This window comes from Tenuifilum thalassicum (assembly GCF_013265555.1).
GTDB classification, from domain to species: domain Bacteria; phylum Bacteroidota; class Bacteroidia; order Bacteroidales; family Tenuifilaceae; genus Tenuifilum; species Tenuifilum thalassicum.
This window is the reverse complement of sequence record NZ_CP041345.1, coordinates 383,979-397,071: the sequence shown is the minus strand read 5'-3', so window position 1 is coordinate 397,071 and position 13,093 is coordinate 383,979. Positions and strand designations below refer to the sequence as shown.

Annotated in this window: 8 protein-coding genes; 6 read left to right on the top strand and 2 right to left on the bottom strand. The window is 39.4% G+C overall.

Features of this window, described 5'->3' with window-relative positions; genetic code table 11:
• Positions 1 to 13 precede the first annotated feature (13 nt).
• The 5 genes from FHG85_RS01685 to FHG85_RS01665 are packed head-to-tail and all read left to right on the top strand — an operon-like array spanning position 14 to position 9,453.
• Positions 14 to 1,033, top strand: a complete 1,020-nt coding sequence (locus FHG85_RS01685) for a homoserine O-acetyltransferase family protein (RefSeq protein WP_173072545.1) — start codon at positions 14 to 16, stop codon at positions 1,031 to 1,033.
• A gap of 18 nt (positions 1,034 to 1,051) precedes the next feature.
• A complete protein-coding gene (locus FHG85_RS01680) occupies positions 1,052 to 2,368 on the top strand; it encodes a homoserine dehydrogenase (RefSeq protein WP_173072544.1) in 1,317 nt (438 codons plus the stop codon).
• A gap of 11 nt (positions 2,369 to 2,379) precedes the next feature.
• Complete coding sequence (metH, locus tag FHG85_RS01675) at positions 2,380 to 6,048, top strand: methionine synthase (RefSeq protein WP_173072543.1); 3,669 nt, start codon at positions 2,380 to 2,382, stop codon at positions 6,046 to 6,048.
• A gap of 58 nt (positions 6,049 to 6,106) precedes the next feature.
• The gene (gene metF / locus FHG85_RS01670; protein WP_173072542.1) at positions 6,107 to 7,060 is read left to right on the top strand and encodes a methylenetetrahydrofolate reductase [NAD(P)H]; all 954 of its coding nucleotides are present in this window, start codon (positions 6,107 to 6,109) and stop codon (positions 7,058 to 7,060) included.
• A 59-nt stretch (positions 7,061 to 7,119) separates the two neighbouring features.
• A complete protein-coding gene (locus FHG85_RS01665) occupies positions 7,120 to 9,453 on the top strand; it encodes a PAS domain-containing hybrid sensor histidine kinase/response regulator (RefSeq protein ID WP_173072541.1) in 2,334 nt (777 codons plus the stop codon).
• Here the strand turns inward: FHG85_RS01665 and FHG85_RS01660 are convergent.
• Together FHG85_RS01660 and FHG85_RS01655 are read right to left on the bottom strand one after the other, a co-directional pair.
• A complete protein-coding gene (locus FHG85_RS01660) occupies positions 9,450 to 9,926 on the bottom strand; it encodes a GNAT family N-acetyltransferase (protein ID WP_173072540.1) in 477 nt (158 codons plus the stop codon). The two genes, FHG85_RS01665 and FHG85_RS01660, sit on opposite strands and share 4 nt — an antisense overlap.
• A gap of 4 nt (positions 9,927 to 9,930) precedes the next feature.
• Positions 9,931 to 11,517 carry an amidohydrolase gene (locus FHG85_RS01655; RefSeq protein WP_220429220.1) on the bottom strand — a complete coding sequence of 529 codons (1,587 nt, stop codon included), beginning with the start codon at positions 11,515 to 11,517 and terminating at the stop codon, positions 9,931 to 9,933.
• Between the two features lie 126 nt (positions 11,518 to 11,643).
• Between FHG85_RS01655 and FHG85_RS01650 the strand changes: the two genes are divergently transcribed.
• A complete protein-coding gene (locus FHG85_RS01650; protein ID WP_173072538.1) occupies positions 11,644 to 13,086 on the top strand; it encodes a hypothetical protein in 1,443 nt (480 codons plus the stop codon).
• Positions 13,087 to 13,093 lie beyond the last annotated feature (7 nt).

Sequence of the window (13,093 nt, the reverse complement as noted above, 5' to 3'; positions counted from 1 at the left end):
AAAGGAAACAAAAATGAAAATCACGGAAGGGAATTTACTAATTGATAGTATTAAGCTTGAGTGTGGTGAACAACTAGAAAAAATCAATATTCATTACCATTTACTTGGCGATATCAACAATAATCCAGGTAAAGTCATATGGATATGCCACGCATTCACGGCTAACAGCAATCCTGCCGATTGGTGGCCAGAACTAGTTGGACCTGGAAAACTTTTTGACCCTGATAAATATCCCATTGTTTGCGCAAATATCATAGGTTCTTGCTATGGTTCAACAGGGCCTAGCAGCTTAAACCCTAAAACAGGGAAACCCTATTTGCGTAAATTTCCTCTTGTTACGTTCCGTGATGTTATAGCAGCGCACCAAAAGCTAAAGGATCACCTTGGAATCAATAAAATTTGGATACTTATAGGTGGTTCAATAGGTGGATTTCAGGCAATGGAATGGGAATGTGAATATCCTGGGACGGCTGAGAATCTGGTTCTTATAGCGACATCAGCTGAGGCTTCACCCTGGGTGCGCGCATTTAGCCAGTCGCAAAGACTTGCCATACTTGCCGATCAAACATTTGATGGTGTGAACCCTAACGGTGGTAAGGCTGGACTTAAGGCTGCAAGAAGCATTGCTCTCCTTAGCTATCGGGGCCGCAGCAGCTATAATATAACCCAACAGGATATTGATTCAAACCAACTTTCAAATTATAAAGCTTGCACATACCAGGACTACCAAGGTGATAAACTAGTTAAACGTTTCGATGCTTATACCTATTACACTCTAAGCCTGATGCTCGATAGCCATAACGTTGGTCGTGGACGAGGAAGTTCGAGCAGGGCTTTAAAGCAAATCAAATCGAATACACTTGTTGTAGGTATCGATAGCGATATCCTTTTCCCCTTAGAAGAGCAACGCTTTCTTGCAAAGCATATTCCACAAGCTACGTTTCGTATAATTCATTCAAAATTCTGTCACGATGGATTTCTAATTGAACATCAACAGCTATCATCAATCATCAGTGAATTCATCAACTTATAACAGTAAAATAGTAACAAAATGGAAACATTAACAATAAAGCATAAAGGTAGAATCCTCAAGGATAACAATGTAAACCAACAGGTTATTGGTCTTTTTGGCTTAGGAAACGTAGGCCATGCCCTTTATAAAGTAATATCAGAAGTTCCCAAAAATAAAGCATACATAAAGCAGGTATGCGTAAAGCAGCGCAATAAAACGCGTTACGTACCACCAGAAATAATCACTTATAACCATAACGATATTATTAACGACCCGGAAATCAATCTTGTTGTAGAGCTAATCGACAATGCAAATGAAGCATATGACATAGTTAAAGGTGCTTTGTTAAAAGGAAAGAGTGTGGTTTCGGGGAATAAAACCATGCTTGCACATCATCTTCCAGAACTAATTGCTATTCAACATGAAACGGGCGCAGCCCTGCTATACGATGCTTCGGCTTGCGGGAGCATTCCAATTATCAGAAACCTGGAGGAGTACTATGATAATGATCTTTTAAAATCGATTAAAGGTATTCTAAACGGATCAAGCAACTATATTTTAACCCAAATTTTTAATTGTGGCGAAGACTATTCTTCTGCTCTAAAAAAAGCTCAGGAGCTTGGATTCGCTGAGAGTAATCCCGATTTCGACGTATTAGGATTCGATGCCCTATACAAGCTTGTAATTCTTGCAGTTCATGGCTTTGGCACCTATGTTAATCCCAGCAATGCCTTCTGCTATGGTATTAGCAACATTTCCAATCATGACGTACAATTTGCACGCGAAAAAGGAAAGAAAATTAAACTAGTAGCTCAACTGCAAAAGTTAAATCACAAGCATTTTACTCTTTTTGTAATACCTACACTGATTGATCCCACAGACTACATCTTCAATGTTGATGATGAGTTTAATGGTGTAATTATTGAGGGAGAGTACTATGACAAGCAATTCCTGTTTGGGAAAGGTGCAGGAGGCTTCCCAACTGGATCTGCTGTTCTTAGCGATATAACTGCCCGCTTCCATAATTACCGTTACGAGTATAAAAAGCAAAATTATTTTACTCCTCCTGAATATAGCACCGATGTGGAGTTAGAGCTGTATATCCGATATCATAAACTCACCGATGTAACCATACTGGGCAAACGAAAAATATCTGAACAATATGTGGCAAACGATTATCGTTGGGAAATTGCATGGATTAAATTATCCGATTTAATACGAGTAAAAGAGCTTCTTCCCAAGCTAAATATCTTCATAGCATCTACAGGAAAATTCAAATTTGAACCCAACGAAGAAAACGGAACAAAAGGAAAGGAAAATGATAGCGAGTACGTCCCAATTATTGATGCATTCTGATTAAGTAAGCCATGAGAAAAATCGACATAAAAGAACTTCTTAAAAACAGGATACTTGTATTAGATGGTGCCATGGGCACCATGATACAACAATTTGGATTACAGGAAGAAGATTTTCGGGGTAATAAATTCAAAGACCATCCTGTAAACCTAAAAGGCAACAACGACTTACTAAATATCACAAAACCCGATGTAATTAAACAGATGCATCGAGAATACCTTAATGCTGGGGCCGACATTATTGAAACCAATACATTTAATTCTACATCGGTCTCTCAGGCTGACTATAAGCTTGAAAATTGTGTTTATGAGATAAATCTTGCTGGTGCCAGGTTAGCTCGAGAAGTTGCCGATGAATTCAATAAAGTTGACACTTCCAGACCCCGATTTGTTGCTGGTTCTATTGGTCCAACAAATCGAACTGCGAGCATGTCGCCCGATGTGGAAAGGCCTGGTTTCAGAGCAATAACCTTCGACCAGCTAGTTGATGCTTACAGTCAACAGGTAGAAGCGCTCATCGATGGCGGCGTGGACCTATTACTTATAGAAACAATCTTTGACACACTAAATGCTAAGGCTGCACTTTTTGCCATTTCTAATATTATAGAGCGCAGAAAGGTCGATATTCCGGTAATGGTTTCGGCAACTATAGCCGATAGCGGTGGACGTTTGCTCACCGGGCAAACCCTTGAAGCATTCGTTTGCTCTGTATCGCACTACCCATTGCTGAGTATAGGGCTAAACTGTGCATTTGGGGCAGAACAAATGTTTCCATATGTCGAGGAACTTTCCTCCATAAGCCCGTTCTTTGTTAGCGCACACCCCAATGCTGGGCTGCCTAATCAGCTTGGGGAGTATGACCAATCGGCACAAGAAATGGCCAACATTGTTGAGCAACTCCTTGCAAAACAACTTGTAAATATAATTGGAGGATGTTGCGGAACAACTCCAAAACATATTGAACAGTTAGCAGAACTTGTCAAAAAATACAGCCCTAGAACTACTCCAAAAATTTCACGACACACTCGACTTAGCGGCTTAGAGTTGCTGGAAATACGCCCTGAAAGTAATTTTGTTAATATTGGAGAGCGAACAAACGTAGCTGGTTCACGCAAGTTTGCCCGGTTAATAGCAGAGGGCAAATACTCCGAGGCAATTTCTGTTGCACGAGAGCAGGTTGAAGGAGGCGCCCAGGCCATTGATATTTGCATGGACGACGCGCTTATTGATGCCCCAAAGGCAATGACAGAGTTTCTTAACCTTGTAGCCTCAGAACCAGATATAGCAAGAGTGCCTATCATGATTGACTCTTCGAGATTTGATGTGATAGAAGCTGGGCTCAAATGCACACAAGGTAAAAGTCTTGTAAACTCAATAAGTTTGAAGGAGGGAGAGGATGAGTTTATTAGAAAAGCAAAGATAATTAAGCGTTATGGCGCAGCTGTAGTTGTAATGCTTTTCGACGAAGATGGTCAGGCTGTTACTACACAGCATCGTTGTAGTGTTGCCGAACGCAGCTATCGTATCCTAACACAAAAGGTTGGTTTTCAGCCCGAAGATATAATAATCGACCCCAACATTCTGGCTATTGGAACTGGTATGGCCGAACACGCCAATCAGGCAGTAAGTTTTATTGAGACTACCCGCTGGATTAAGAAAAACTTACCCCATGCAAAGGTTAGTGGTGGTGTTAGCAACCTTTCGTTTTCGTTTAGGGGAAATAACTTGGTTCGTGAGGCCATCCATTCAGTTTTCCTATACCATGCCATTCAGGCTGGCATGGATATGGGGATAGTAAACCCATCGCTATTAATGGTTTATACCGACATTGAGTCAAATCTACTTAAACTCACCGAGGACCTGGTTCTTAATCGTAGGCGTGATGCAACAGAAAGGCTTTTAGCCTATACCGATAAGCTTAAACAAACTAGAAGCCAACAGGACAAGTCGAAGGATTGGCGCTCCCTGACTGTTGAAGAACGGCTTAAGCATTCCCTTGTTAAGGGAATAGACGAATTTATTTCTTACGACGTTGAGGAAGCGTACCTAAATTTGAAATCACCAATCAAAGTTATTGAAGGACCATTAATGGATGGCATGCGTGAGGTAGGCGAACTTTTCGGTTCAGGCAGAATGTTTCTTCCTCAGGTGGTAAAGAGTGCAAGAGTGATGAAACAAGCAGTTAAGGTTCTAGAACCGTATCTTGAGAAACAATCTTCAACCCAACAAAGGTCAGAACAAATAAACATTGTGATGGCAACAGTAAAAGGGGATGTTCACGATATTGGTAAAAACATAGTTAGCGTAGTTTTAGCATGTAACGGCTACAACATAATAGACCTAGGTGTAATGGTTCCTGCTGAGCGCATACTGGAAGAGGTAAAGACATCAAAAGCCCATATATTAGGACTTAGCGGTTTAATTACTCCATCGTTAGATGAAATGGTTCATGTTGTAAAAGAGTTGGAACGAAACGGAATAAATATTCCTGTTCTAATAGGAGGAGCTACAACATCGGAGCTACATACCGCTTTGAAAATCGACCCTGAGTATCAAGGAGCCGTTGTTCATGTTAGGGATGCCTCGCAAGCAAGCGGAATTGTTTCAAACCTTGTTAGCAAGGAAAAACAAAGTGAAACCAGGCTAAAGTATAAGCAACGCTATCAGGAGATGCTTGAAAATTACGCAAAAAAGAAAGTCGAGCTTATTTCCATTGAAGACGCCAGAAAGAATAAACTAGAACTAAGCTGGAGTAATTTCAAACCATTTGAACCAAAGGCTACAGGAGTACATGTTCTAAAAGATGTAGATATAAGTGAGTTTATTCCTTTTATTGACTGGACCTTCTTTTTTAAGGCTTGGGGCTTAAAAGGAAGATATCCCGAGATTCTTTCAGACCCTGTTCATGGTTCTGAGGCAGATAAGTTAAAGGTTGAAGCCGAATTGATGCTTAAAGAAATTAGCAACAAAAAAATCCTTAAACCCGAAGGTGTGTTTGGTATTTTCCCTGCAAACTCAATTGATGACGATATAATTATTTACACCGATGAAAATCGAAATTCCATACTAATGAAACTCCCGTTCCTCCGTAATCAGGAACACAAACCAGCAGGAGAGCCAAACCTTTGCCTTGCCGACTTTTTAGCGCCAGAAGATTCTAGGCAACCCGACTGGTTGGGATGTTTTGCTGTTACTACTGGCGCTTCAACATCGGCTCATATTGAGGAACTTAAAAAGAAAGGCGATGATTTTTCAGCAATCATGCTTCAAATTTTAGCTGATAGGCTTGCCGAAGCATTTGCAGAGTGGCTACATCTTAAAATCCGAAAGGAATTTTGGGGATACTCACCCAATGAATCATTAAGCGTTCATGATGTACTAAAAGAAAAGTATGTGGGAATAAGACCAGCACCTGGATATCCTGCTTGTCCCGACCATAGAGGTAAAACATGGATATTCAAGTTGCTAAATATACCAGAAACTGCAAACATAACGCTAACCGAAAATCTTGCAATGAACCCAACAGCATCGGTTTCAGCATTTTGCTTTGCAAACCCCAATAGCAAATACTTTAATGTTGGTAAAATTGGCAACGACCAGCTATCGGACTATGCTATACGGATTAATACTAGCATAAGTGAAACCAAACGCTTCTTCCCTAGTCACATACTCGATTCATAACAGATTTGACCAACTAGTAAAACATTAATTATTAACTACTTAAACATTTTACAAAAAAATGAAGGTAATTGACATTCTCAATAATTCTAAAAAAACGCTCTTCTCGTTTGAACTCCTTCCACCCCTTAAAGGTCATAACATTGAAACCATATTTAGCACCATTGATAAGTTAAAACCATACAACCCTGCATATATCAACATAACCTATCATCGGGAAGAGGTAGTTTATACCACTAATAGTAATGGAGTAAAAATTCCAGTTAAATTACGCAGAAGACCAGGAACGGTAGGATTATCGGCTGCTATTCAGCAAAAGTATGGTATTGATGTGGTTCCCCATATTATTTGTGGTGGTTTTGATGCACACGAAACAGAAGATGCCCTTATCGATTTAGACTTTCTAGGGATTAACAACATACTAGCAGTCCGTGGGGATGCCGATAAAATAACTGGCCGCTTTGAGGCAAAACCAGGTGGCCATAGCTATGCTATCGACTTGGTAAAACAGGTTGCTAACCTAAACAAAGGGATTTATCTTGAAAAGCTAATGGAGGAACCTAAACCTACTAACTTTTGTATTGGTGTAGCAGGATACCCTGAAAAACACCCAGAGTCGCCTAACTGCGATTCGGACATACACTATCTCAAAAAGAAGGTCGAAGCAGGTGCAAGCTACATCGTTACCCAAATGTTTTTCGACAATCGGCACTACTTTAGATTTGTTAAACGCTGCCGCGAAGCAGGAATAAAAGTACCAATAATTCCAGGTCTAAAACCCATAAGCGTTAAACATCACCTTAATATCCTGCCAAAAGTATTTGATGTTCATATTCCTCAAGAACTAGTGCTTGAAGTAGAGAAATGCAAAACCAATGCTGAAGTTACACAGCTAGGAGTTGAATGGGCCATTGCGCAATCAAAAGAGTTGGTAAAAGCTAATGTACCTGCCCTACATTTTTACACCATGGGCAAAGCCGATAACATTGCCCAAATAGCTAAAAATGTTTTTTAGAAATACCTTTGCATTAGTTTCGATTTTAGCGTATATTACGCAAAATCGAAACTTTTTCTATGGCTTCTAACAATCTAGGAAACAAAAACTTTCAGAATAATTTCGAATATGATGGTGAGCTTAAGTATCGCTTTATATTTGAAAAATCGCCCATAGGAATTTTTCAGTATAATGGAGATGCTGTCATTACAGAATGTAATGACATCTTCGTTGAAATACTAAAATCAAAAAGAGAGCTGCTGGTAGGGCTTAACATGAATGAGCTAAAAGACCAATCGGTACTGCCAGCCATTCATGATGCTCTCAAAGGGAAAAATGGCTTATATCGCGGTCCATATAAAGCAACTACGAGCGATGCGCAACTTTTCATACTTCTTAAAACCACCCCATTAACCAATCCAACTACAGGCAAAATCGAAGGTGGTTTAGGGATAGTAGAAGATATTACTGAACTTTTTAGCACTCAAGAAGAGCTACGTAGAAAAAAGGAACACTTTGAAATTCTATCCTCACTTACTACCGATGCTGCCTCAATTCTTACCTTTAATCCTGATGGTTCCTTTAATAGGGAATGGCTCAGCACTAATCTAATTGATAAATACGGTTATACGCCTGTCGAAATAGATACTTTTGAGAAATGGGCTAAAATAGTACATCCCGATGATGTACATATTTACCAAGAGTCAGTTGAGCGACTGAAAACAGGGCAAAAAGTATCTTTTGAAGTTAGAATTATTGCCAAAAATGGAAACACCTACTGGATTAACAACACCGTTTATCCAGAATTTGATAGCCAGGGAAAATTATTTAGGCTGATAAGTGCTATTAAAGATATTACCGAAAAAAAAGAAAGAGAACAGGAAATTCAGCACCAAGGCTTTCTTCTAAAATCTATAGTTGATAATGCTCCTATTGGCATTTGGATTGTGAGCCCTGATGGTTACTATCCCATAATAAATGCATGGTTTAGCAACAACATAGGCTATGGAACTTCAGACTTCTCCATGACAGAGGAGGAATTGGAGCAATGCCGACTAAGCGACCAGAAAGCAATAGAATCAGACGAACCAATAGAAGTAACAGAAGAAGTAACTTTTACCGATGGATTAAAACATACATTAAGGATTCACAAGCAAAAATTGACTTCGCCAGAAGGCAAACTAATCGGTGTGCTAGGAATTGCAACTGACATTACTGAACGTATTGAAAACGAAAAAGCCCTGGTTGAAGCTCTAGAGAAGGCGGAGGAAAGCGACAGACTTAAATCGGCTTTTCTAGCAAACATGAGCCATGAAATTAGAACACCGTTGAATGGAGTTATTGGTTTTGCTAAATATCTTCGCAACTTTCCCGATACTCCTGCTAAAGACCGTGAAAAATTCCTTGGAATAATAGCTACTAGTGCCGACCATCTACTTACCCTTATCAATGATATTATTGATGTTTCAAAAATCGATATTGGACAGCTAACCATCGTCCCTGAACCTTTCAACATCAACACCCTTTTAAATGAGATTTACACATTCTTCTATAATGCGAACCCAGAATTTGCCAAAAAAGGAATTTCTTTCACCTATTCAACCTCGCTTCCCGATTCTGAAGCTATTATCAACTCCGATAGAATGCGAGTACGCCAAATTCTATCGAACTTTATAAGCAACGCCTTTAAGTTTACCGAAAAAGGAAGCGTTGAGTTTGGCTACGAGGTAAACCAGGATAAAACAGAAATTGTCTTTTTTGTTAAGGATACAGGAATTGGCATTCCTAAGGATAAACAAGAAATTATATTTCAACGGTTCCGTCAAGCCGAAACAAATACCACAAAACTATACGGGGGAACAGGACTGGGACTATCCATTTGCAAATCGCTTGCCGAACTTTTAGGTGGTAGAATCTGGCTTGAATCAGAAGTTGGCTCAGGCTCAAAGTTCTACTTTGTCATGCCATTAAACCAGGAATCGTGGAAAACCAACATAAGTAAACAACTAATTAACCTTAATCAGCTTAAAAAAGACCTACAAGGGAAAACCATTCTGATAGCAGAGGATGAACCCAATAGCATGTTTTTCATAAAAACATTATTTAAAGACTTTGATATACAAATTCTGGAAGCCCATAACGGCTTAGAGGCTGTTGAAATTTTTCATTCCCAACCAAACATCGATTTAATTTTATTGGATATCAAAATGCCTGTAATGAATGGTTATGATGCCCTTAAGAAAATAAGGTCAATAAATTATAGCGTCCCTATTATAATTCAAACAGCCCACTCCTTCAGCAATGAACGTGCTCTTGCCAAAGCAATGGGATGTACTGGTTTTATTACTAAGCCAATAGAAGCAGATAGCTTATATCAGATTATTTCAAATGTACTTTTAGAAGAAAAACCTTAACCATTAAATAAATATTCGTACGATATAAGCACAAAACCTTTGGGAGGTGTAAACTCATCTCCTTTTCTTTTAAAATTATTTTGTTCCAAGAGCTGAGTTAAGTTCTTATCATCAACAGGTATGTAACCAAAAATTTTATTCGCATTTATTTCTTTGGCATAATTTACGGAAAACTCTATAAGCTTCTGAGCCAATCCTTTTTTTTGATATGCAGGATATATTGCAAGCCTATCAATAAGAACCGCTTGACCTTCATCTACTACTTTTAGTGTAATGGTTCCTACAACTACATGATTTATTTTTACAACAAAAATGCTTCCCGAGGCAATATCCTCCTCTATTTCAACATAATCTGCTAAACTGTTATTCCAGTACTTTACCCCCTTTTCAAGTAGTTGCCTTGAACATTCTCTAATAATGTAAAGAACTTCAAGCAGATTGCGCTTATCGGCTTTTACTATTTCTACATCCATGGCACTAGTTTTCGTATACTACTTCACCGTTAATAATTGTTTTTACCACTTTTGCGTTTACAACCTCGTTGATAGCACAATTTAGTAGGTCAACATCAAGTATTACAAAATCGGCAAACTTTCCTGGTTCAATGCTGCCCTTTTTATTCTCCTCAAAACACGATTTGGCTGCCCAAAATGTCATTGCTCTTAGAGCCTCCTCTCTGGATAATGCATTCTCCATCTGAAAACCCTCCGTAGGCTCACCTTTAAGATTTTTACGGGCTACCCCAGCATAAAAACCATAAAGCGGATTTATATCCTCAATGGGGAAATCGCTTCCATTGGGGAGCCACCCATTCTGTTCCAGCAAATCGTGATATGCGTAGGCATATTTAATCCTGCTACCGAGCCTATTAACAGCCCAAAACATATCGGATGTAGCATGTGTTGTCTGAATAGAAGGAACAACACAATACTCGCCATATCGAGGCAGGTCCTCAGGATTAACAATCTGCGAATGCTCTATTCTCCAGCGCAAATCGTTACCTTTAGGTAGATATTTACTATAAATATCGAGCATGAGCCTAACTGCTGCATCGCCAATACAATGCGTACAAACCTGATAGCCATGTTTATAAGCCATTGCACAAACCGAGTCGAGTTTCTCAGTTTCAACCACCTGAATACCCTTGTTGCCTGAATCATCGCTATATGGTTCTAACAATAGCGCACCTCGAGAACCCAATGCACCATCGGCATAGATTTTCACTGAGCGAATGGTTAAGAAATCGGTTTTACATACTCCTTTACTTATGAACTTTTCATAGTTCTCGATAGTAGGATTTAGCATGGCATTAATCCGCATTTTTAGCTTACCCTCTTTTTGCAATGAATCGATTAGTTCAACCTCATCAGCATCAAGCCCTGCATCATGCACACCAGTTAGCCCAACTGCAAAGCAATTTTTCTGGGCATTTATTAATGCCAGCGTCTTTTCCTTCATATCAGGTTTTGGAATATGTTTTCGAACTAGCTCCATTGCATTGTCAACCAACACACCCGTAGGCTTTCCATCTTTGGTTAAAACCTCGCCTCCGTCAACAACGGTTTGAGAGGTAATCCCCGCAATTTTAAGAGCCTTTTCGTTAGCAATTGCAGCGTGCCCATCGATTCTTACAATAAAAACGGGAGTATCTGGAAACACCTTATTCAGTAAATCGTTAGTAGGAAACTCTTTAACGCTCCACTCATTTTGGTTCCACCCACGCCCTTGCACCCACTCTGTAGGATTCGCCTCATAATGACTTTTTAAACGCTCAACAACCTCATCCCACGATTGGGCATTCCCTAACCAAGCATGTGTTAAATTTAATCCGTATCCCAGAAAATGGCAGTGAGCATCAATAAAACCCGGATAAACAAATTTACCATCAAGGTCAATGACCTTCTCCGATTTATAGGCTGATAGAATATCATCGTTTGAGCCTGTTGCTAAAATTATTCCATCTGAAACGGCAATACTTTGAACAACTGAGAAAGAAGAATCTACAGTATAAATATTTCCATTGGTAATAATTAAATCGACTTTTTGCCGTTGTTTACATGACATAAGAACAGAAGTTAAAATTAAAATTGGGACGAATAGCTTGACCTTCATTTTAGTTAAAGTATATTTGCATACAAGATAATCAAAAATAATAAATTAACATAAATCATCACCAAACCACAAGAACAAATGCTTAAACAGTTACTAAATGGCGCTTTCTTTGCAACACTTTCGGTTCTTCTTCTTTTTTCGTGTGAACAGGAACGGTTTACATCCGACCCCTCAATAAAGCTCTCATTTAGTAGCGATACCATTCTTTTCGATACTGTATTTACAACAATTGGTTCTTCAACTCGATACCTAAAAGTTTACAATAAAAGTAAACGAGACATTAAAATTTCGGAGATTAAGCTAGCAGGTGGTGAGAGCTCTCCATACAGAATAAATGTTGACGGAAGACCTGGGCCCGTTGTAAATGACATTCCTCTCCGCTCCAACGACAGCCTATTTGTTTTTGTTGAGGTTACTATCGACCCAAACCAAACCGATGCACCCTTGCTAATTCCCGATTCCATAATATTTACAACTAACTCAAACATACAAGATGTTAAACTTGTGGCCTGGGGACAAGATGTTTACCTATACAACTCTACCACTGTTACAACAGACTCTGTATTACAGCCCAACAAGCCTCACCTTATTTATAACTATCTATACGTAAAGCCCAATGTTACTCTTACCATTCCGGCTGGTACTAGGCTCTCCTTTCACAACAATGCTCAACTTGTAGTATCTGGCACATTAAAAGTTTTGGGGACTTTCGATAACCAGGTAACCATGCAAGGCGACAGGCTTGAGGATTTTTATGCCGATAAAGGTGGGCAATGGTCTGGTGTTTGGCTGGCTGCTGGTTCAAAAGAAAATGTAATTGAATGGGCCGATATTAAAAATGCTGTTATTGGACTTATTGTTGATACATGTGTTACACCAGGAACTCCCACACTAACACTATCGCATTCAAAAATTGGGAACGCCAGTTATGTTGCATTCTTAGGTCGTGGAGCGAAAGTTGAAGCTGATAACTGCCTTTTTTACAACTCGGCCTACAGCTGTGTAGCACTAACACTGGGGGGCGAGTATAGGTTTTACCATTCAACCATTGCTAACTATTGGGGCGACTATATCTTCAGGAAAGGACCAGCACTCCTTCTTAATAACTACTACACCTACCAGCAATCAGAAGAAAGTCCCACACAGGTTATCCCTCGAGACCTAACTGAGGCATCATTCTTTAACTCAATCATTTACGGCAGCATTTCAAACGAAATTGGTCTGGACTACATGTATAATGGGCAACCTGTAAGCGCAGAGTTCAACTACTCGTTTACCGATTGTATTTTAAAAGTCCCTACGGATTTCAATCTCGACAACCCCTTGCACTTTACCCGAACAACAAGAGATAATCCAAAGTTTAAAAATATCGAAGATTGGTGTTTTGAACTTGATACCTTAAGCCCTGCCAAGGACATTGGAAATATTGATATCGCAAATAGATTCCCAATTGATTTAAATGGAGAAAATAGGCTTAACGATGGAAAGCCTGATATAGGAGCCTTTGAAAGGATTGAATAAAATCCAG

Bases quoted from the DNA above. Each gene is read 5' to 3' on its own strand.
- metF (WP_173072542.1), top strand. From the start codon at position 6,107: ATGAAGGTAATTGACATTCTCAATAATTCTAAAAAAACGCTCTTCTCG.
- FHG85_RS01680 (WP_173072544.1), top strand. From the start codon at position 1,052: ATGGAAACATTAACAATAAAGCATAAAGGTAGAATCCTCAAGGATAAC.
- FHG85_RS01650 (WP_173072538.1), top strand. From the start codon at position 11,644: ATGCTTAAACAGTTACTAAATGGCGCTTTCTTTGCAACACTTTCGGTT.
- FHG85_RS01655 (WP_220429220.1), bottom strand. From the start codon at position 11,517: ATGTCATGTAAACAACGGCAAAAAGTCGATTTAATTATTACCAATGGA.
- FHG85_RS01665 (WP_173072541.1), top strand. From the start codon at position 7,120: ATGGCTTCTAACAATCTAGGAAACAAAAACTTTCAGAATAATTTCGAA.
- FHG85_RS01660 (WP_173072540.1), bottom strand. From the start codon at position 9,926: ATGGATGTAGAAATAGTAAAAGCCGATAAGCGCAATCTGCTTGAAGTT.
- FHG85_RS01685 (WP_173072545.1), top strand. From the start codon at position 14: ATGAAAATCACGGAAGGGAATTTACTAATTGATAGTATTAAGCTTGAG.
- metH (WP_173072543.1), top strand. From the start codon at position 2,380: ATGAGAAAAATCGACATAAAAGAACTTCTTAAAAACAGGATACTTGTA.